At 35.7% G+C, this 23,744-nt stretch carries 13 protein-coding genes; 11 read left to right on the forward strand and 2 right to left on the reverse strand.

Annotated elements, in window-relative coordinates; genetic code table 11:
- Nucleotides 1-68 precede the first annotated feature (68 nt).
- The 3 genes from GL301_RS01790 (at nucleotide 69) to GL301_RS01800 (ending at nucleotide 6,007) form a co-directional block, all read left to right on the forward strand.
- On the forward strand, nucleotides 69-941 hold the full coding sequence (locus GL301_RS01790; RefSeq protein WP_003731046.1) for an Rgg/GadR/MutR family transcriptional regulator: 873 nt from the start codon (nucleotides 69-71) through the stop codon (nucleotides 939-941).
- Between the two features lie 201 nt (nucleotides 942-1,142).
- Entirely contained in the window at nucleotides 1,143-5,189 is a 4,047-nt protein-coding gene (locus tag GL301_RS01795) for a MucBP domain-containing protein (RefSeq protein WP_074388213.1), read from the forward strand.
- A 137-nt stretch (nucleotides 5,190-5,326) separates the two neighbouring features.
- Nucleotides 5,327-6,007, forward strand: coding sequence for a hypothetical protein (locus tag GL301_RS01800; protein ID WP_009918199.1), 681 nt, complete (start codon nucleotides 5,327-5,329; stop codon nucleotides 6,005-6,007).
- A gap of 154 nt (nucleotides 6,008-6,161) precedes the next feature.
- On the opposite strand, the gene GL301_RS01805 is transcribed toward GL301_RS01800, so the two are convergent.
- The gene (locus tag GL301_RS01805) at nucleotides 6,162-8,018 is read right to left on the reverse strand and encodes a LapB repeat-containing protein (protein WP_003728022.1); all 1,857 of its coding nucleotides are present in this window, start codon (nucleotides 8,016-8,018) and stop codon (nucleotides 6,162-6,164) included.
- 568 nt (nucleotides 8,019-8,586) lie between these two features.
- Between GL301_RS01805 and GL301_RS01810 the strand changes: the two genes are divergently transcribed.
- From GL301_RS01810 to GL301_RS01840, 7 genes are all read left to right on the forward strand, one after another.
- Nucleotides 8,587-12,318 carry a LapB repeat-containing protein gene (locus GL301_RS01810; RefSeq protein ID WP_137097619.1) on the forward strand — a complete coding sequence of 1,244 codons (3,732 nt, stop codon included), beginning with the start codon at nucleotides 8,587-8,589 and terminating at the stop codon, nucleotides 12,316-12,318.
- Between the two features lie 389 nt (nucleotides 12,319-12,707).
- Nucleotides 12,708-18,035 (forward strand): class 1 internalin InlI, encoded by a 5,328-nt coding sequence (gene inlI / locus GL301_RS01815; protein ID WP_031647977.1) that lies wholly within the window; start codon nucleotides 12,708-12,710, stop codon nucleotides 18,033-18,035.
- A gap of 223 nt (nucleotides 18,036-18,258) precedes the next feature.
- A complete protein-coding gene (locus GL301_RS01820) occupies nucleotides 18,259-18,783 on the forward strand; it encodes a flavodoxin domain-containing protein (RefSeq protein WP_061106786.1) in 525 nt (174 codons plus the stop codon).
- A 212-nt stretch (nucleotides 18,784-18,995) separates the two neighbouring features.
- A complete protein-coding gene (locus GL301_RS01825) occupies nucleotides 18,996-19,280 on the forward strand; it encodes a DUF3130 domain-containing protein (RefSeq protein WP_070014811.1) in 285 nt (94 codons plus the stop codon).
- Nucleotides 19,281-19,649, forward strand: a complete 369-nt coding sequence (locus GL301_RS01830) for a hypothetical protein (RefSeq protein ID WP_021496253.1) — start codon at nucleotides 19,281-19,283, stop codon at nucleotides 19,647-19,649. It abuts the gene before it with no gap.
- Entirely contained in the window at nucleotides 19,646-21,199 is a 1,554-nt protein-coding gene (locus tag GL301_RS01835; protein ID WP_077955233.1) for an LXG domain-containing protein, read from the forward strand. Before GL301_RS01830 ends, GL301_RS01835 begins: the two co-directional genes overlap by 4 nt.
- 18 nt (nucleotides 21,200-21,217) lie before the next feature.
- Complete coding sequence (locus GL301_RS01840) at nucleotides 21,218-21,619, forward strand: hypothetical protein (protein ID WP_003728163.1); 402 nt, start codon at nucleotides 21,218-21,220, stop codon at nucleotides 21,617-21,619.
- 703 nt (nucleotides 21,620-22,322) lie between these two features.
- On the opposite strand, the gene GL301_RS01845 is transcribed toward GL301_RS01840, so the two are convergent.
- A complete protein-coding gene (locus GL301_RS01845) occupies nucleotides 22,323-22,868 on the reverse strand; it encodes a TetR/AcrR family transcriptional regulator (RefSeq protein WP_003734819.1) in 546 nt (181 codons plus the stop codon).
- 118 nt (nucleotides 22,869-22,986) lie between these two features.
- Here GL301_RS01845 and GL301_RS01850 point away from each other — a divergent pair, with 118 nt between their 5' ends.
- Nucleotides 22,987-23,628 (forward strand): NAD(P)H-binding protein, encoded by a 642-nt coding sequence (locus GL301_RS01850; RefSeq protein WP_003728159.1) that lies wholly within the window; start codon nucleotides 22,987-22,989, stop codon nucleotides 23,626-23,628.
- The last annotated feature ends 116 nt before the right edge of the window (nucleotides 23,629-23,744 follow it).

Genomic DNA, 23,744 nt, shown 5'->3' on the forward strand with positions numbered 1-23,744 from the left:
CTATTTACAGAGAGAAAAGAAAGGAATGTAAAATAAAGGCAAGAATTGAGCTAAGAGGAGGTCTTCGGATGATAAGTTATGGTGAGCTGATTCGGCAAATAAGACAGTCTAAAAAAATCTCCCAAAAAGAAGTGTACACAGGGGTTATTAGTAAATCTTATGCAATTGAATTTGAAAAGGGGACACATGCAATATCAAGCCTATTACTCGAGAAAATTGTCGCTAAGTTAATGGTGAGTATGGAGGAATTTTTCTTAATGTATCATCAAGAGGAGTTGCCGGAGAAGGAAGATTTTTGGGAAACTTACGCGCGGACATGTAAAACGGATGAAGCAAGCGCTTGGGAATCCCTTTACCAAAAAATATCATTAGAAAAAGGAAAAGTTAATCAAGTGAAAAGCGCGGCGATAAAACTGGAGTTAGATCATATAAAAGGCAAACAAGTGGTGGACAAAAAAGCGGTTCAAATTTTGGAGAATTATTTGATTGAAGCGGTTTTTTGGACATTGCAGGATATCTTTTTATTTACGCGGATGATGCACTATTTGCCACTGAAAAGCCGAGTACCGTTCTATTATAAATTGTTAAACACGCTGGATAGATACCGCCATTTTGAACGAGGAAGAAGCATTTTACAATCGGCGCTGGCTAGTATCATGGATGATTTTATAGAGAGAAATGAAATAGAGCATATGGAGCTAATGATAAAAAGCTTAGAAAAAATTAGTGAGGACTGTGATGGTACTTATTTCAAAATTCTTTGTATGTATTATCGTGGAATTGTACGGTGGGGAGAAGGCGAAGAGCGCGAGGGTGGCGAAGAAATCGAGCAGGCAGTAGCTATTTTGCGGGCATTAGGTTATGAGAATAAAGCGATAGAGTATGAAACCATGTACCGGCAATTTGCGAGGGAAAACAACGATATAAAAACGATGGAATGAAAGCTAAAAAGGACTATTCTTTTTGGTTTTCTTTTTTTGAGTAGTATATATGCGACATTAGAAAATTTTAAGACTCCGCATAGTATTATATAGACTGAAGTACGGCTTAAAGCCATATTGACAGTGAAGGGAGGGGCTTTGGCAAAGGAATAAATTGCCAACTGACACTGCAAATTTAGCGTTAAAAGGAGGAAGATTGTTATTTTAAAGAAAATATTTATTGCATTAATTGCGCTTGTAGTTATTATCAATACAGTTAGTTTTACGGCTGTTTCTGCAAGCACACCTACATGGTTAGAACAAACCATGAATAGTAATGAACCGTTTATAAAAGAGATTGAAAAAGAAACTGGTAAGACGAGAGCGAATATTACACAGACAGATTTAGAAGCTATAACTGCCTTGCGAGTAACAGGGGCAAGTGATATTCCGACTAATATCGATATGTTAACTCATTTAACTACGTTAGAAGTTAAGAATGGAACATTATCTTCCGTATCTAACTCAGTGGGGAATTTAAAGGAGTTAAAAATCTTAGTTCTGAATGATAATAATTTAAGCACCTTTCCAATGATTGCTTTCCAACTACCTAAGTTAGAAGAATTACAAGTTTCTGGGGGAACAATAGAAGAAATCCCTGCCACAATAACAAATATGGCGAGTCATTTGAAATTCTTAGGGATATTAAATAACCATTTAGTGAAGGTTCCAGACGCAATTTTCACTACGAACTGGACAAATGCTACTGGGGGAGACTTAGACTTAATGGCTGCAGGGAACCAGATTGTAACCAATATTCCTGCTAACTATATAAGCCAGTTTAATAATGGGGATAACCTATTAGAATTTTACGATAACAACTATCAAAAACAAGACCAACTAACTACAACACCTGGATATACCATTGATGTACCTGTTGGAACTGATTTTAATCAATTAACACCAGACAAAACGAAACTCGCACTAACATCTGGACGAACTTTACTCGCGCAACACGAATTCGAGTATTATGATGATGGTTCAAGTTCACTAATCCACAATGGCGTAGCAGCAGCACCGGGTCAAGCGACCATTTTCATCAAGAGCAAGTTTTCCACGCAATCGAACAAATTTGCCAGAACACAAGTTACAGTAAACATCACTGCGCTAAACGGCGGACCTATTACAGTGAAACATGAAGATACAAAAGGACAAGAACTTGCGCCACCTGTCATTTTAAATGGTAAAGACGGGGACCCTTATACAACGACACAAAAAACTTTCCCAGGCTATACTTTAGTTGCAACACCAGCCAATCAAAATGGTACATTCACCATGAACCCGGCTACAGTCAACTATGTATACAGCGCAAATGATTATAAACTAACATCTACTTTCAAAGATGCCCAAGGTCAAGAACTGAAAGCGCCAGTTGTGGATACAAAAGATTACCATATCCAAGACAACTATACTACAACAGCAGCAACCATTCCGGGCTATTCTTTAGTTGCAACACCTGCTAATCAGAACGGAACTTTTGGAGCTGGGAATGTCACGGTTAATTATGTATACAAAAAAGACGATTATACGCTCACTTCCACTTACAAAGATACGAACGGTCAAGAACTAAAAGCACCAGTGGTAGATGCGACAACGTATCATTATCAAGACACGTATACAACAACAGCCGCAGTTTTCCCAGGTTATACGTTAGTAGCAACACCAACCAACGCTACTGGGACATTTGGTTCGTCAAACATCACTGTTCATTACGTATATCAAGCAAATGGCTATCAATTAACTTCTACATTTAAAGATCAACAAGGGAAGACAATCGCACCAGATGATGTCGATACTAAAACCTATCACGTGAACGATCCCTATACAACAACTGCCAAAACGATCCCAGGCTACACATTAGTGACGACCCCTACAAACAACCAAGGTAATTTTGGAACAAGCGATATTACGGTTGATTACGTTTATAAAGCAGAAGATTATACATTAACTTCGACGTACAAAGATGCGCAAGGTAAAGAATTAAAACAACCCGTTGTAGATAGTAAAAAATATCATATTCAAGACAACTATTCTACAAGTGCAGCAACCATTCCGGGTTATACGCTAGTAGCGACACCTGCGAACGAAACAGGAACCTTCCATACGAGCGATGTCACGGTTAATTATGTGTATAAATTAACAGACTTAAAATTAACTTCGACATATAAAGATGCGCAAGGAACGGAGTTAAAACCACCCGTTGTAGATAGCAAAACGTATCATATTCAAGATAACTATGCTACAACTGCAGCTGTCATTCCTGGCTATACATTAGTCGCAACACCAGCGAACCAATCAGGTACTTTTGGTAGCACGGATATCCAAGTGAACTATGTGTACCAAGCAGTTGCTTATAAACTAACTTCGACGTATAAAGATCAACAAGGGAATGATTTAGCTTTACCAAAAGTAGATTCGAAAACGTACCATATTCAGGATGGTTACACGACGAGTGATATTGCTATTCCAGGTTATACATTAGTCGCGGCTCCAACGAATCAAACAGGTACATTTGGCGCGAGTGATGTAACCGTGAATTATGTCTACAAAGCCAATGACTACACACTAACTTCAACATATAAAGATGCGCAAGGTAAGGAATTAAAAACGCCAGTCATAGACAGTCAAAAATATCACATTAGAGACACTTATACTACGACAGGAGCTACTATTCCAGGTTATACATTAGTCGCAGCACCAGCGAATCAATCAGGTACATTTGGCGCGGCGAATGTAACAGTCAACTATGTATACAAAGCAGATGATTACACATTAACTTCGACCTACAAAGATGCAAACGGCAAAGAATTAAAAGCGCCAGTCGTAGACAGCAAAACTTACCATACAAAAGATAACTATTCTACTAGCGCAGCAACCATTCCAGGCTACACATTAGTGGCAGCACCAACAAATCAAACAGGTACATTTAATACGAGCAATGTGACAGTCAATTATGTTTACAAAGCGAATGAATATACCTTAACTTCCACTTTCAAAAATGTACAAGGAACAGAACTAAAACCAGCTATCGTGAAAAAAGGATTTATTATTAAGGATGGCTATGCGACTAGCGGCGTAACAATTCCGGGCTATACATTAGTGGCAACACCATCGAACAAAAAAGGAACATTTGGTGCCAGTAATGTAACAGTTAATTATGTATATAAAGCGAATGGTTATGCATTAATCACAACATATAAAGACACACAAGGTAAAGACTTAAAACCACTAGCCATTGATACAAAAACATACAATATTAACGACCCATACACTGCAACGGCGCTAAACATTTCAGGTTACACATTAACAACTACACCAGCCAATGAAAAAGGTGTATTTGGCGCAAGTGATGAAACAGTTAATTACGTATATAAAGCAAATGATTATACGTTAACAACTACCTACAAAGACGCAAACGGCAAAGAACTACAAGCACCTAAAGTAGACGCGAAAACTTATCATATCCAAGACACATACAAAACAACTGCAGCAATCATTCCGGGCTATACATTAGTGGCAACACCTAAGAATGACCAAGGTACTTTTGGAGCGAGCAATGTAACTGTGAATTACGTGTACCAAACAAATGATTACACGCTAACTTCGACATTTAAAGATGCTCAAGGAAACGAATTAAAAGCAGCAGAAGTAGACGCACAAAAATACCATATTCATGACACTTACACATCTAAAGCAGCCGTGATTCCGGGTTACAGTTTAGAAAAAACACCAACGAACGAAACGGGTACTTTTAATGCAAGTGATATTCAAGTAAATTATGTGTATAAAGCAAATGATTATCAACTTACTTCTACTTTTAAAGATCAACAAGGCAACGAAATAGCATTACCAACAGTTGATGCAAAAACTTATCACATTCATGACGCTTATACAACGAAAGCTCACTTGATTCCAGGATATAGCCTAGTAGCTGCACCAAAGAACCAAATAGGTGCTTTTGGAACAAGTGATGTAACAGTCAATTATGTGTATAAAAAAGATGCTATTATAAAACCTATTACTCCAGCGAAACCAACTATTCTTACAATAAAAACACCTGAAAGCAAAGTAGTTAAGACTAAAGTAGTTAAGCAAACTCTTCCTAAAACAGGGGATGACGATGCCGGACTATTAAACCTGCTAAGACTTATAGGACTCGTTTTAATTTTAGGCGTATTTTTGGCAGTCGGAAGTAAAAAATTAAGATAAGCATAACGTAGATTAAAACACCGCCGCAGATTGTTGTGGTGGTGTTTTAACTAATATATCCGACATTAGAAATACCCATTTTGGAAAAGATGTATGATATTTATTGTAAAGAATTTCACAAAGGAAGAGGCGATTCTTTGTTAGAGAAAAAGTATCAAATCCATTTACAAAATCATTACGATGCAACGAGTAGACAAGTGCAAAAGAAAGAAATAAAAGTCTTAAAAAAACACAATAATTTATTAAATGGGGAAGTTTTTCCATATCAAATTTGTTTAGAAAGCACGATGGAATATTCAAGATTTATGTTATGGTTTGAAAAAGAAGTCCAAAAAATCGTGAAAGAACTTTGGAATCAACATTTTATTATCAAACTAACATTATCCCAATTGCATTTCCGCGAAACCATTCTCTTTTTAGAGCATTTAAAAGATTTTAGTAAACGGATAACGATTGAATTTATCGGTGAAGACACACCAGAAATTAAAAAACACTTTTCCATCCAAGAACAAGAAGCGTTTTTTATAGGGAAACTAAGAATGCTAAAAAAATGGAAATTCATTATTTCTAAACATATCGAAGGCTGCTCAGTGGAACAAACCCTTGCTTTTACCCCGTGTCTACATGAAATAAAATACACGATGAGTCAGCAAGCACGAATGGAAGAAAATATTATCGATTTGCACATGTTCATCGATTTTTGGGAATATTGGGCAACACATAAAAAATTGAAATTCGTAGTCGAGGTGAAGGAGAAAGATTTTATTACGAAGTCTTTGATGCATAAAAAGGTCCACGTACAATTTGAGAATGCGTAGCGGAAGAATTATAGCCGAGCTCTGTTTATTCTATCACTCAAGAAGCCTGAGGGAGCTTTTTGACTGTATTTTTTTGCCAATAAGTAATCTGAAAAGTAGATATTGATAGAATAAAAAATAGCCTTATCACTTATGATAAGGCTATTACTCATTATTAAACTGTTTTTTTCTTTCGTTTGATGAAAAATAGAATACCAAAGCTTAAGCAAATAATTCCAGCCAATGACAAACTTAAGCTAGTAATATCACCTGTTTTTGGCAACGTCTTTTCGTCTACTTTTACTTGGGGTTTTTCCGTATTTTGGTCATTGTCTGCTACTTTGTTATCTGGATCTTTTGGTGGAACAGGAGCGACAGGATTATCTTTACTTGGTTCCTCTGTCACATACACAATGACGTCTTTCGTAATATCTGATTCTGCCACGCTTAGTTTTACAACATATTTACCTGGTGTTTGTAAGTCTACTACGTCAGCAAAATTGCTAGTGATGGTTTCTGTTGCTGGAGTTACGCTTGCATGGATATCTGTGAGGAAGGCTTCCTCTGTTTTTGTAGTGCCTTCTTTGTAACTAATCTCATCATCACTAGAAATGCTGACAGTTTCTTTTCCTGTATATGGCACAGTAACTCTTCCAGAAAACACACCATAGTCATTGCTTTCAAATGTGTAACTCACTTCTCCGCTATCTGGTAAATTTTCCCACGTAATAGTTCTAGTAGCTGCATCATAAACCCCACCATTTTCTGGTTTTATGATGGAAACAATGTTACCATCCTTATCTAACAGGTCTGTAGGAACAGCGTATACAAGTGTATTATTTTGTGTCGTTTGGATTGGACCTACTAATGTTTGATCCATTGCTTGGTACTCGCCATTCTCAGCAGTAAGATAATCTGGTAAGGAACTAATATCTTTTAGCTGGTTATTATTACAGCTTACATCCAATATTGTCTCTCCAACAGCTAGATTCGTTAGTTGATTGTTATTACAAGATAAAATTAATAAATTTACGTTTTTTCTAACATCTAAATTCGTTAGCTGATTGTCATCGCAATATAAAATCTCTAAAGCTAGATTTTGGGTAGTATCTAAATTCGTTAGTTGATTGTTTTCACAAGATAACTCTATTAAAGCTAGATTTTGATCAATATCTATATTCTTCAACCCATTGTTATCACAAGTCAAATATGCTAGAGCTTGATTTTGGCTAACGTCTAAGTTGGTTAACTGGTTATCAGAACAAACCAAAGTGCTTAAATTCGGATTTTGGCTAACATCTAAATCTGTAAGTTGGTTTTTAGTACAACCAAGATTTGTTAAAGCTGGATTTTGACTAACATCTAAACTGGTTAACTGATTGACATCGCAAGCCAAATAACGTAAAGCGGAGTTTTTACTAACATCTAGCTTTGTTAACTGATTTCTAGGGCAATACAAATACTCTAAAGCTGTATTTTTGCTAACATCTAGTTGTGTTAATTCATTGTTTTCACAAGTCAATTCTTCTAAAGCAAGATTTTTACTAACATCTAAATTCGCTAACGGGTTGTTAGAGCAAGCCAAGTCTTTTAGATTTAGATTTTTACTGACATCTATACTTTTTAGTTGATTATCCTCAAGATAAAGTATCTCTAATCCAGTCAAATATTCGATTCCAGTGCTATCTTCTATGCCTTGGCTCCGTGCATCTAGTTTAGTTATTTTAGCTAATTCCTCGACAGTTACAGATTCATCCACGTTTTTGTTCATTTTTTCTGCTACCGCTTTAGCTAAATTATCATCTGGAAAGTAATCATTATAAGTTTTGGTTCCTGCTTGGACAAGTTGATTTTTCAGGTTGTTATTCGTTGTTTTTTCTTTCGGTGTTTCTTTTAAATCTGTTTTTGGTAATTGATTTTCGATTTTAGTTTCATTTGCGGTTGTGCTCTCTGCTTTTACCATTGGTATCGGTAGGCTACTTGTAACGGTGGCACTTAATGCAATTATTGTAAAAAATTTGGACAGTTTCATAGTTAGTTGCTCCTTCAGTTGCTGTTGTTTAGTATAGTCAGCAGTGTTCAAACAAAATATATATTAGCACGTGAAGATGAGATTTTATATAGAAACTACCAGAAGATACAAAATATCGGCTATTTTGTGTCGAAAATGTTACGAGTTGCGGTCGATTATAATATTGGAACAATACTTAAGATATTAAATTCCCTAACAATGGCTACTACGCCTTTGTTTCAGCTGTTTTTATTTTAAAAACTATTCTGTGAATTTGTCTGTTTATAGTATAAATTTACCGAAGATAGATAAAAATCCCTCTTGATACTATATGAAAAAGTAATAATAATAGTACAAACTCGTTGTGAATTTGATATATTATATATAAAGCAACTCCATCTCCTCATAATTTTACGCGAATTTTAGGGCTTTAACGAATTAGATGAAAAAAGACTAATTGTTATGTGTGGAGGAGTTTATGGGATATATACTTAAATAATACTTTTCAATGAAATAGTAGGTATTTTTAACTTGCTCATTCATTCTATTATTACTGAAGATGCTAACAACAACGAGAAGGAGATAGATTATGAAAAGCAAAACAAAACAGATTATCATGATTGGAGTGGTCCTTTTTCAATCACTCTTCGCATACCCGTTAATCACCATGGCGGAAGAAAATGAATCGAAATCAGTAAATACAGAAACCACGTTAGAGCCTAAAGTAGCTCTCGAAGAAAAAACGCCTCAGAAACCTACCCTTACCAATAATCTGAAGCAAGAAAAAACTGTCCTTCAAGCAGGCGAAACATATGAAACTGTTTTTCCTGATGCAGCTTTAGCTACTGTAATTGCAAAAGCAGCAACTGGTTCAGAGGATATCACGCAAGAAGTATCGCAAACAGACTTGAATAAAATCACTTCACTAACTGCTACATCTAAAGGGATAGTTGATTTAACAGGAATAGATTTACTTTCAAAATTAACCTCTTTAAGTATAAGCGGGAACCAAATCACTGATATTTCTGCACTCAATGGTCTCGTGAATTTGTCCAATCTAAATGTATCTAATAATAAAATAACAAGTTTCAACCTAAACGCGAATAGTAATTTACCTATGTTAAGCGCTGTTGATATTCGTAGTAATAACTTAAAAAATATAAATGTTCAAGACCAACCTAAATTATGGACCTTTAAGTGTGACACAGGTAGTAGTTCAGAGTTGACAGAAGTTACGCTAAAAAATCTTCCAACTTTAATAGTTGCAGGTAATGGCTCTAGTGCTTATCAAAATGATATTGTTTTTTCTAGTACACCAGGATTAAGTAAGGTGATTCTAGAAAATTTACCATCAATAAGCTCTTCAGTACGATTAGATCGTTGCGCGATAGAAGAGTTAGTAATTAATAACCTTCCAAAAGTATCAATGGTAAATATAAGTAACAACAAAATTACTACACTAGAAGGACTTGAAAATTTATCTGCAGTAAACACTTTATACGTATCTGAGAATTTAGTGACTGAAATAGAAAGTATGCATGCCTTCCCTAAATTACAGAAGTTAGAGCTGGGATGGAATGCACTTACTAATGTGGTAATGGATCAAGTAACAGCGGAAAAATTCCCGTTATTAAGAACAATGAATGTTCGTGGTAATAATTTAATTAAGATAAATATTCAAGACCAGCCAAAATTATGGACCTTTGAGTGCGACACAGGTAGTAGTTCAGAGTTGACAGAAGTTACGCTAAAAAATCTTCCAACTTTAATAGTTGCAGGTAATGGCTCTAGTGCTTATCAAAATGATATTGTTTTTTCTAGTACACCAGGATTAAGTAAGGTGATTCTAGAAAATTTACCATCAATAAGCTCTTCAGTACGATTAGATCGTTGCGCGATAGAAGAGTTAGTAATTAATAACCTTCCAAAAGTATCAATGGTAAATATAAGTAACAACAAAATTACTACACTAGAAGGACTTGAAAATTTATCTGCAGTAAACACTTTATACGTATCTGAGAATTTAGTGACTGAAATAGAAAGTATGCATGCCTTCCCTAAATTACAGAAGTTAGAGCTGGGATGGAATGCACTTACTAATGTGGTAATGGATCAAGTAACAGCGGAAAAATTCCCGTTATTAAGAACAATGAATGTTCGTGGTAATAATTTAATTAAGATAAATATTCAAGACCAGCCAAAATTATGGACCTTTGAGTGCGACACAGGTAGTAGTTCAGAGTTGACAGAAGTTACGCTAAAAAATCTTCCAATTTTGATAGCTGTAGGTAATGGCTCTAGCGCTTATCAAGATGATATTGTTTTTTCGAGTACACCAGGATTAAGTAAGGTGATTTTAGAAAATTTACCATCAACCAGCTCTGAGGTAAAGTTAGATCATTGCGCGATAGAAGAGTTAGTAATTAATAACCTGCCAAAAGTATCAGTGGTAATTATAAGTTACAACAAAATTACTACACTAGAAGGACTTGAAAATTTATCCGCAGTAAGCAAAATTGACGCGTACGAGAATTTAGTGACTGAAATAGAGAACCTACATGCGTTCCCTAAATTACAGACACTCACCGTAGACAATAACCATATCAGTGTATTGCCAACAAGTTTGAAAACGGAAAATCCCGTATTAACAACGCTAAGTGCGATGAATCAAACAATCACTCTAAAGCAAAAAGTTATCGTGTCAGACCTAGTTCTTGATAATGAAGTGAAGAATTTCGGTCAAATAACCACTGCCAAATCCATCTCTAATAAGGGAACCTATCAAAATAACCAAATCAAGTGGCTTTTTGAAGATATAAAAAGCGTGAATGCCGTTGATTATCAATTTAGTGAACCTGTTCAAGAGGCAACTATTCAAGGAACTTTTTCGGGGAAAGTGACACAACCAATCAAAGCATCTAAAGTACCAGTTATTAGCGCAGATGCAGAGATGAATTACCCGAAAAACGAAACGGTATCAGAAGCTGCCTTTTTCAAAGATATTTCTGCAAGCGTAACGGATGATGCAACACTAACTTCTGATTTTGAAAGTGTTGTGGACTTTGCAAAAGCGGGAACGTATGAAGTGACATTAAATGCAGTGAATGAGGATGGAGTAAAAGCGGCTTCGGTGACTGTATTAGTGCATATCGCTAAGTCGCCAGCGCCAGTAATTACCGCAGATAAAGAAATCACATACACTAAAAACGCGGAAGTCAGCATCACGGAATATCTTGCAGCGATTCATGCTAAAACGAATGATGGTTCACCAATTGAAAGTGATTTCGCTACGGCTGTAAATTGGGGCACTGCAGGAGATTATACCGTAACGCTAAGGTCTACAAATGAAGATGGAGTTGAAGCAATCCCTGTAGAAGTAACTGTGCACATCGCCAAGTCGCCAGCGCCAGTAATTACCGCAGATAAAGAAATTACGTACGCTAAAAACGCGGAAGTCAGCATCACGGAATTTCTTGCAGCGATTCATGCTAAAACGAGTGATGGTTCATCAATTGAAGCTGATTTAGATACGGCTGTAACATGGGGCACTGCAGGAGATTATACCGTAACGCTAAGGTCTACAAATGAAGATGGAGTTGAAGCAATCCCTGTAGAAGTAACTGTGCACATCGCCAAGTCGCCAGCGCCAGTAATTACCGCAGATAAAGAAATTACGTACGCTAAAAACGCGGAAGTCAGCATCACGGAATTTCTTGCAGCGATTCATGCTAAAACGAGTGATGGTTCACCAATTGAAAGTGATTTCGCTACGGCTGTAATATGGAGCACTGCAGGAGATTATACCGTAACGTTAAAATCTACAAATGAAGATGGAGTAGAAGCAATCCCTGTAGAAGTAAAGGTGCATATCGTAGAGCCACTAGCACCAACGATTTCGAATGTGACATTTGATGTGGATGATGTACAAACGACAGAATCTCTTGAAGCTGGAGAGCTAATTTCTGAACCATTGAGCCCAACAAAAGAAGGCTATACTTTTATTGGTTGGTATGACTCGAAAACTGGTGGTAATAAATGGGATTTTACAACAGATAAAATGCCAGCATATAATATTATTCTTTATGCTCAGTTTAGTAAAGATACAAATAAAGCAGAAGCGGCCGGTGGAGATAAGCCCTCAACACCCTCTTCTATAAAAGTAAGTCCAACAGGTCAGTCCGAGAGTGGAAACTTGGAAAATAGATCTAATATTAAATTACCAGCTACAGGCGATGATAATGCAACTGTTTTATTAGTGGGCTTTGGATTACTAATGTTGGGGCTTTTCATTCGCCTTACTCAAAAAAAGCGTGCTAAATAAAAGCTCATAGAAATTTAAAAAATAGTGTAATTGGTTGCTTCTAGGAGATAAATAGTTGCAACTCACAAGGAGAGGAGACAGAGAGCTGTCTCCTCTTTTTTTGATACTGGAGTACTAAAAGATAGCAGAAAAAACGAGTAACATGTCCCAAAACAACTTTTAACTTTATGAAAAGGGGTGATAGTTTTTTTGCCTATTATTCCCTCAAAGACGAAGGATAGTCTAATAATAGAACTTCCTCTGCGATTTAATAAGTGAAACCCAAAAATAGACACATTTTCCGGACGATTTAGTACTGACTCGAACTATCTAACTATTTCTAACATCTTATAATTAATTAGTGTCAATTTTATTCAAAATAAATTAAAAGATAGAATAGAGGGAAAGTCTTGAAAAAGAAATTTAGTATAGTTATTATCAGCGTATTGTTACTTGGTTATTTAGCGCCTTTTGATACTCTATTAGTAGGTGCAGATGAAACCACTGTCACCGAAGATACGACAGTGAAAACGGCAGAAACAGAAACTGCTACTGAAGCTACAGAAAGCGAATCTGGTTCAGACAATGAAAAGGCAGAAGAGCCAAAAGAAGCAGAAGCAAGCAAAGAAACGACAGAAAAAGAGGAAAAAGCGAAAACAAAAGAACCGGCTTCTAATATTAAAACAGAAATTAATACAGACAAAAGTCAGTTGAAACAAACTAATTTAAAAGCAGTAGTACCAGCAGGAAGCACATATAATTCTTTGTTTCCAGACGACAATCTTGCTAAAAAATTAGCCGTGATTATCACAGGAAATGCGGCTGCAACAGGTAATGAATCAGTGGATAGTGCAGCTCTTTTAGCAATAAGCCAACTTGATTTGAGTGGGGAAACGGGCAATGACCCAACGGATATTTCCAATATTGAAGGATTACAATATTTAGAGAATTTAACGAGCCTGAATTTAAGTGAGAATAATATATCTGACTTGGCCCCAATTAAAGATTTGGTGAACCTGGTTTCACTTAACCTTTCTTCCAATCGAACATTAGTAAATCTTTCAGGGGTGGAGGGTTTAGTTAATTTGCAAGAACTTAATGTCTCTGCAAATAAGGCGTTAGAAGATATTTCACAAGTTGCAGCATTACCAGTGTTAAAAGAAATTAGTGCGCAAGGCTGTAATATTAAAACATTGGAATTAGATAATCCAGCTGGCGCTATTTTGCCAGAACTAGAAACATTTTACTTGCAAGAAAATGATTTAACCGACTTAACTTCATTAGCAAAACTTCCAAAACTAAAGAATCTCTATATTAAAGGGAATGCTTCTTTAAAAAGTTTAGCGACATTAAAAGGGGCGACGAAGCTTCAATTGATTGATGCGAGTAACTGTACCGATTTAGAAACGCTTGGAGATATTAGCGGGCTTTCGGAACTCGAAATGATTCAATTAAGTGGTTGTAGTAAACTGAAAGAAATCACAAGCTTGAAGGACTTGCCTAATTTGGTGAATATTACGGCAGATAGCTGTGCGATTGAAGATTTAGGAACACTGAATAATTTACCGAAATTACAGACATTAATTCTCTCAGATAATAAAGATTTAACCAATATTAATGCAATTACCGATATGCCACAATTAAAAACATTAGCCTTGGATGGCTGCGGAATTACATCTATTGGAACGCTTGATAACCTTCCTAAATTAGAAAAATTAGATCTCAAGGAAAATCAACTAACTAGTATAAGTGAAATAAACGACTTACCTCGATTAAGCTATTTAGATGTAAGTGTAAATTATCTTACAACAATAGGGGAATTAAAAAAATTACCACTATTAGAATGGTTGAATGTTAGTTCGAATAGGTTATCAGATGTGAGTACACTAACAAATTTCCCGAGTTTAAATTATATTAATGTATCAAATAATGTCATTAGGACAGTCGGTAAAATGACTGAATTACCTTCACTGAAGGAATTTTACGCTCAAAACAACAATGTATCAGATATTTCGATGATTCACGATATGCCGAATTTAAGAAAAGTGGATGCGAGTAATAACTTAATTACAAATATAGGTACCTTTGATAATTTACCAAAATTGCAAAACCTAGATGTGCATTCAAATAGAATTACAAATACATCCGTTATACATGATTTACCAAGTTTGGAGACGTTTTATGCGCAAAATAATTTGATTACCAATATTGGTACGATGGATAATTTACCAGAATTAACTTATGTAGATTTATCTTTCAACAGAATACCATCACTTGCTCCAATTGGCGACTTACCCAAGTTAGAAATATTAAAAGTTACAGACAATTATTCTTATTTAAGAAGCCTAGGAACGATGGACGGTGTTTCTAAGCTGAGAAATTTAGAATTACAAAACAATTACCTTAATTACACTGGAACAGAAGGGAACTTAAGTGCATTAAGTGATCTAACAAATCTAACGGAATTAAATTTGCGAGATAATGGTTATATTAGTGATATAAGTGGGCTTTCCACCCTATCAAGACTAATCTACTTAAATTTAGATTCCAATAAAATTAAAGATATTTCTGCCTTATCTAATTTGACGACTCTTCAAGAATTAACACTTGAAAACAACCAGATTGAAGATATTTCAGCACTTAGTGATCTGGATAATTTAAACAAGCTAGCTCTATCAAAAAATAAAATTATTGATATTAGTCCTGCCGCTAATATGGTTAATCGGGGGGCGAGTGTTACTGCGAGTAATCAAACATATACATTGCCAACTGTATTATCATATCAAAGCTCATTTACCATAGATAATCCGGTTGTTTGGTATGACGGCACACCACTAGCGCCATCATCTATAGCGCACTCTGGTACTTACAAGGATGGGGAAATAACTTGGACTAACATGACCGCAGCCTCCAGTTCCACTGAATTTAACTTTAATAGGCTAAAAGATGGTTTAACCTTCTCAGGAACAATCACCCAACCTTATAAATCTGCAGTTAAAGTAACTGCAAATGCAGAGCAAACTTATACAATTGGTGATACTATTTCAGAGGAGCAGTTTTTAAAAGATGTTAATGCAAAATCATCGGACGGGGCTCCTGTTACAAGTGATTTTGCTACAGTGGTGGATTTAAACACTTTTGGTGAATATGAAGTTACTCTAACTTCTGAAAAAGATGGAATCCAAGGGGATAGTTGCAAAGTAATTGTCAAAGTTCTTCACGGAGCGCCTGTCATTTCGGCAGACCAAACAATTAATTATGATAAACATGCGACTATTACAGAGAAACAATTTTTAGAAGATGTTCATGCGAGTACGGATTTAAATACAGCTATTACAACTAATTTTAGTACAGCAGTTAACTTGAATAAAGGCGGAGATTATACCGTTGCGCTAAATTCTGAAAATGAGGACGGCGTGAAAGCTGAAACGGTCTATGTCACTGTTACTGTAGACAAAGATCCGGCGCCGATTATAAGTGCGAAAACTGACATCACTTATGACAAATTCTCTAAAAAAACCGAAGCAGCTTTCTTAGATGATATAGACGCAGATACAAATGATGGCTCTATAATAACTTCTAACTTTGCTACAGCAGTTAATTTAGATAAAGCAGGTGATTATACTGTTACTCTGAATTCTATTAATAGTGATGGTGTAGCGTCTACGCCAACTGCGATTATTGTCCATGTGGAGAAAGAGAAAATAGCAACGATTAGCGCAAATACGGCACAACAATATGAAAAATATGCAGAGATTAATGAAACGCAATTTCTAAAAGATGTTCATGCTAGTATTAACGCGAGCCCAACAACCGCAGTTTTGGAAAGTGATTTTGAAACAGTAGTTAAACTAGACGTCCCAGGAACGTACACAGTAACGATTACTGCTACAAATGAAGATGGCGGAGTATCGGCACCAAAAGAAGTTTCTGTCATAGTAAAAAAACTTCCAGCGCCAGAAATCACTGCTGATAAGGAAATAACCTATCCGAAATTTGATGAAGTAAGTGAAGCAGAATTTTTAAGTGATATTCATGCAACTATTAATGAAAAAAATGTAACGATTACAAGTAACTTCAGTGCCGATGTGAATTTAAATAAAGCTGGCGATTACACGGTAACATTAAATGCTACGAATGAAGACGGCGTAAAGGCTACACCGGTTGAAGTAATTGTACATGTTCAACAAGGAGAACGTCCTGTTATAACAGCCGATGCAACTATTTCCTATGACAAGTTCGCTAACATAGCGGAAGCGAAGTTCTTAGAAGATATTCATGCAACAAGTAGTGATGGTCAAAGCTCAACTGTAATCACCTCTAATTTCGAGACCGCGACAAACTTCAAAACAGCCATGAGCTACACAGTTACGCTTAATGCTGTAAATGAAGACGGCATTAGCGCAGAACCAGTAGCAGTGACCGTTACAATAAATAAAGAACCAGCCGCGACGTTAAAAGCTGATGCAGAAGTAAGCTATGCGAAAAATGAAGCTGTAACCGAATCTGATTTCTTCAAAGATGTTCATTTAGAAGGAACGGAAGCCCCAAGTACAGCAAAAGCAACAAGTAATTTTGATTCCGTAGTAGATAGAAGTAAAACAGGAGATTATACTGTTACGATAAATGCTACAAACGAAGATGGGGCTGTCTCTACACCAATTGAAGTAATTGTTCACATTGGAGCAGAAAGTGCACCAGTAATTACAGCGAATGCAGAAGTAAAATATAACAAACATGAACAAACAGATGAAAGAAGATTTTTATATGATAGTGATGCAAAAATCGATGAAGCTAACGTGGAAATTAAAACCGATTTTGCAGAAAAAGTAGATATTAATAAAGTTGGAACTTATACGGTCACACTGACTGCTACGAATGAAGATGGCCAAGCTGCCAATCCAGTAGAAGTAAGCGTCATTGTAAGTGATGCTGCTGCTGAAAAAGTAAATGTAAAATATGTAGATGAAAATGGAGCAGAAATTAGTGCAGCGGAGACCTTAACTGGTAATCTAGATGATGCATTTTCTATTGACGCGAAATCTATAGCTGGATACAAATGTGATGCCACTTTAAGCGGCGTATTTTCAACAGTTGAGCAGACAGTTGTGTTTCATTATAAAGCAATCAAGCCTGGTGTTGTAACGATTAAATACGAAGATGCAAATGGAAAAGCAGTTGCCGAAGATAAACAAATAACTGGCGAAGTAGGAGATGATTTTGAAGCTGAGGCGCAAACGGTGAGTGGTTATTCATGCCGAGCAATTGCAAGTGGTAAGATAACAGAAGAACCGCAAACTATTACTTTCACATACACTACAGCAACGCCTTCCAAAAAATCAGGCGAAATAACAGTTCAGTATGTAGATGAGTCAGGTAAGAAATTGGCTGATTCTAAAAAGGTTACAGGGGATATTGATGATAGTTATAGTGTAGAAGCCAAGGCAATTGATGGCTATAGCGTAGTTGGCGATGATTCTGCTAAAGGTGTTTTTACCGAAAAATCGCAAACAGTTACTTTTAAATACAAGAAAAATACACAAGTTAGTAAAGATGAGCCTAAAGTTAAAGGGAAAACAAACCAACCACCAAGTGCTGATACGAAGCTAAAAGTAGACAATAATACGTTGCCTGCCACCGGAGATACTGAAAATATGGCATTAGCAGTTTTAATCGGTTTTAATATGCTACTCGTTGCTAGTATATTCCTTTTTAGAAAACCAAAAACGAACCAATAAATGGATAATCTTTAAATAATAGAAGCCTTATAGAATTCATTAAATAATGATATTTAATAAGGCTTTTATTACTTATTGAACCAAATCTAACAGGAAGTAATGATGAAAAGCTTCCTTCTAATTTCTAATGTGAACTATAAAACGTTCATGAAATGCACACAAACAATTTGTTTTTGAATGTTATAATAATATGGAAGCTTATAAAGAAGGGAGCAGGAAGATGATGAATAAAATGATTATTTATTCAAGTCAATACGGCACCAGTAAGAAATATGCAACAGAGCTTAGTCAGAAGAAAGAAATTCCAATGTATTCTGTGGAATCTATTCCTGAATCAATCGTTGAAGCCGATGAAATCATTTATGTTGGTGCGATCTATATGGGAAAAGTACTCGGATTTGATAAGTTTTCTAAAAATTATAAAACTTTGTCAAGTAAATTAATCGTTATTTCAGCTGGAATGTATGATCCAACACGCAAGGAAAATACGGATAACATCGAATTAACGGTCAAAGAAAACCTTCAAAAAACTAATTTTTTATTAAAAGACATATTTTGTTTAAAAGGGAGACTAGATACACAGCAACTCCTCTTGAAACATAAAATGTTAGTCAATGCTTTATATAAGAGTGCAAAAAGAAAAAAAGAGAGTGACTTAAATGATAATGAAAGAGATATAGTGCGTGCTTATGAAGACGATTCGCAGATTGATTTGAATAAGTTAGATGGTATTTTAGATAGAGTGTAGCTGACAACCAAAAGAAAATAGCCCAAAAGCCTGTCTTTAAAGAGAGGCTTTTTGGTATTGACTTAGTTAGAAGATGAAATGTTAATTTTTTCACTTAAAAAGCTGATTTTAAGCTGTTTTTCAATGAATTGTTTCACAGAATGCTCACAAAAGAGGTGTGCTACCGGTGATATAATGAGGGGGAAGGATTTACATAGAGAGGAAGCATGCAGATGAGAGAAATAAAAGTTAGCGAAGTAACCTTCCAACAACACGCAACCAAATTGGCAAGTGAAAGTACGGGAAGTTATTTGCCACTGAAAAACGGTAACATGGCTTATTCCAGAGCCAATTCAATTGATCAATTGCGGTCGGCATTGATTGATTTGGTAGGCGTAGTGGAGGATTTTCAACACGTGACCAAGCAAGATGCGGGCCGATTAAAGAAAATGGGTATTGCCTATGCCAAGCAAGACCAGGTCATAGGACAAAAAATCAATCAGTTGGAGGTGCGTTAATTGGATAGCGCACACCGCCAACTAGAACAACAACTCCAACAAATCAAAAAAGCAAAGCTAACGGCAGAAACGAATGTCGACCAAACGAGAAGAAAACAAAATGAACAAGATTGGTTAGAAGAGGACAGCCACCAATTAACACAAGAAAAACTGGTGTTATTAGACTTTTTACGCAGTGGCTGGCAAGGCGAAGAAGCCAGTGGTTTTCATCGTTTTTTAGAAGAGCAGCAACACGAAGAATCTCAGGCTTGGAGGCGTGATCTCCAGGATAAAAGAAGCGATTTAGACACGGAATTACAAGAAAATAAGAACAAGCTCCACACACTAGAAACCAAACAAGCCACCTTACAAAAGGAGTGGAGCAAGTGAGCCGGATAGATATTGCGGAATTGAATGACTTTCTCCACGGTTTGCGAAGTAGTAATGCGGAAGCCAAAGCGATGATTAGAAAAATTAAAGAAGAAGCGATGGATTACGCCCAGGACAATCGTTTAAAAGGGGAAGCAGTTAGTACCTCCAAACGATATTTTACGAGTACCTATACAAGTATTTGCCAGAGCATCATTGAGGCATTGGATGAAAGCGAAGAGCGACTATCGCAATATATTCGCGAGTTCGGGAGCCAAGTGGATAGTTCGCCTTCCGCTAGAATTGATGCAGAAATCTTACAAGAAGCAATGGCCAAAGTTAGCCAGTTACAGCGAAAAGAAGAAGACTTGCATCGACAATTGACGGCGCCCAATACGAAGCCGGATATGCAACAAGTCTATGCAGTGAAATCAAGAAGTGTTCATACACAATTATTGAAGGCAATCGAAAAAGAGAACATCCTAGAAAGATATTTAGCTTTTGAACAAAGTCATGGCCAGTTTTTTAGTGCGTTAGACGAACTCATTCAAGCGACCGGACGTGCGGTGCAAGAATTGTTACAACAGGTTACGTTTAATGAGAAAACGGGTACTTACTCCGTACCAACCAGTGCCAACAATAGCTTATTACTAATGAATAAAGCGCTCCAAGCAGCCCGAAAAGAAAATGGTAAAGATCCTTTTCCAAAAGCATTTGAAGATTATACTTTGTTTGCCTATACTTATGTGAATGACCAAGGCGAAACGGTGACGATGTGGCTGCTGGAAAGAGATGGCAAACGAGCAACCAACCAAGAACTGCAAGACTTCCTAGAAGAACATGGCCAAGAATTAAATCCTCTTCTTTATACCAATCTTTCCGGAGAAGAACTAGAACGGAAAGTAAATGACAGTTGGAAAGAAGGCGTGAATTACTTAAATGGTCAAAAAGTATCCGGATTTTCCGGAGGTGTGTTGAAGTCTTCTGCCTATGTGGCCAGCGTAAAAGATGCGATGGATGATGCCGGACTGACAGAAATGACATTAAGTTTAGGGTTTGGGATTGCAGCAGCTAGAAATAAAACAATAATGGTAAAGAAAGTAAAAAAACCAGAAGTTGGAAAAATTTCAGAACGTACAAGTGGTGGTATAAACCCAGTCCAGTTAATAAAAAATAAATACCCAAACGAAAAACAGGCAGGAAAAACATTTGATTATATAATTGAAAATGGGCAAATTAAAATAAGAGACGGAATTCATGAGGTAGATTTTATCATTGATATGGAAGGTAATCTAAAAGTTGGAAAAGGGCATTCTTATTTAGCAGGTGGTGCAGATGTTCAGGCAGCAGGGAAATTAAAACTTGATAAAAATGGAAATGTTCGACGCATTGATAATCAGTCAGGACACTATACTCCTACTACAAATCATGCAAATAATTATCAACAAATTTTTGAGAATTCGGGAATAAATACCAAAAATGCTTGGCTAGAAAATTATAGTATGAATTTGACTGAATCTGGATATGTTGATTTAGGGAAGCTGGGTCATACAAGTACAAAATTAAAATAATTGGGGAGGTTCAGTACCATGTCTAAACTTACACAAATGAATAAACAAATATTTAAAAACAATTTACAAAAAACAGTAGATGAAATTAAACAATCTAAAAATATAAACAGCTTGAAAGATAGATTCGTGATTGTTCCCATAGAAGAATCTGGAAAAATATTAGATAGTACAGATGAAATGATGAAAAGAATGGTATTAACTGAAGAAAATATTGGAGGAAAACAACTGGGAATAAATGATACAGTTGATGTTCTAGGAGGTGTTTTTCCTAAAGCACCTTTATGGATAAATGTTTCGTTTTTAGGAATAATTGATGAAACGGCGATTTTCAAATTAGATACAAGTCTGAGATTTAGGAAACCTACATTACTGCAAAATGTTGAAACAGGGCATGCACCTTTTAAAGTGATAGTTGAATAATCTAGTTAGTGACAAGCAAAAAAAGCTGTGTGTGTTATAAAGTAATTAAGCTATCTTATCTATCATTCTATTTTGCTAGATTCAGATTTAAAAGAATGAACGTTAGTGAACAAATAGTAAAAATTAACTTATAACACTAAAAAATGATAAAAAAGACACATTGTAAATAAGAACATACGTTTGTATAATATATACAAACGTATGTTCTTATTATTTTTGGGGGTTTTGGCCATGGAAATGATGTTAATTGGGAAAAAGTATTATGAGAGAGTCAATCAACCTATTGTCACTAAAGAACGCTGGGAGCAATATTTGAAGTTAATACATGATTCTATAGACAATGATTATTCTCTCCTTTTTACCACGTATAGTGGTGGTTACGAACATCACGTTTCGGGCAAATGTTATTTATTTAATGAATCATTGAAGACGATTCTTGTATCCGGAATTATTGTACGAGATACGGAAATAATCTCGATTGAAAGGTTGTGATTTTGATGACCTATCAAGATCGAGGGATAAAAAATGGCAAGTATTTTTCTTGAGCGAACATAATGAACAAATGGATCAGCAACAAGAGTCAAGCAGGTTAAAATGGCGAGAAGCTATGTCGTCAGAATGCATTGAGAGCGTGTTAAGTGCTGCTATCACTCACCCGTCTTCATTAGCGATACAAAAAAAGCCCTTAATAGCCGAGATTTTTTTAAAAGGTATAAATCATTGGCAACAGGTTAAATTTCATATCATCTAGTTTCACCTGTTTAATGTGTGTTTCTCGAATAACAGAAAAAATACTAGCACTCAAACTAACTGCGAGATATCTCCGTTCAGGATTTTCTTTCGCGTAAGAACTTAGCATTAATTTGTCATAAATAATGTCATAAAGATATTCTCGTATATACATATCTATTTGCATAATTATGGATAAAAAACCTTTGCCCCATTCCTTTGAAATCGATTCAACAAAATCACGAGTTTGCACTAGAATAGACCAAATGAACTCTTCGCCAAACAAGAAGTTATTAATCGTGTGAATTTCCAAATAATTATGTAAGCTCGTCTTGATAACAGTCTTCAACAGATGATTTTTATCTTCGTAATGAGAATAGAATGTACTTCTATTAATATTCGCTTTCTTGGTAAGCTCATTAATTGAAATTGAATCAAAAGAATTTTGACGAAGCAAATGCAAAAAAGTATCAACAATAGTATCTTCTGCACGTCTATACCGAGGATCATGCATCTTCATTTTATCACTCCTATCCAACAAAACGAATATATTGTTGGTTGTTTTCACCATACTAATTTCATATACTTATACTATACAACATTTGTTGGATAGTATAAAGTGAAAGAGAGGCAGAAAAATGAATATTACAATCTTTGGAGCAAACGGTGGCATAGGTAAGTTTGTCACAAAACTCGCTATAGATAAAGGGCATAATGTAACAGCTGTTCTAAGACCAAACTCAAAAATGATAGAGAAAATGAGGATGGATGTTATATACGCTGAGCTACATCAACAGGATCAAATAAATAAAGCTATTGAAAATGCTGATGTTATCATTAACGCCATAGGACCAAGCTTGGATATGAGTCGTAAATTAAAGGGAACTCCAATTGCAGATGGTTTACAAAATATAATTTCAGCAATGAATAAACAGAACCGAAAACGATTGATTATAATTGGAACACCAACTCTAACTAGTAAAGAAGATAAAAATCATATTACTACAATATTGCCAAAAGTGATGGCAAAAATACTTTATCCCAATGCATATAGAGAAATGAAAAAAATGGAGAAAATTATTTATGTGTCCAACATCGATTGGACAGTAGTTCGCTTCATTAACCCTAATCTAAAAACTAATGGTAACGGATATGACTACGTTTTTGGAGATAAGAATGGAAAGTTAAGCATATCTCGCTATAACATCGCGAATTTTATTGTAGAGGAAAGCATGCAAGATAAATTTATCAAGAGAATGCCTATCGTTTTTAATAAGTAAATCTGAAATAGTTGGAGGTCATAAAGGATAAAAAATGACAAGAAACGTTGTAATAACATAATTCTTGTCGTTTTCACCTACATATAAATATATTTATCCGTGTAAGCATATATATA

It is taken from the genome of Listeria sp. LM90SB2, assembly GCF_028867355.1.
Taxonomy (GTDB): Bacteria; Bacillota; Bacilli; order Lactobacillales; family Listeriaceae; genus Listeria; species Listeria monocytogenes_B.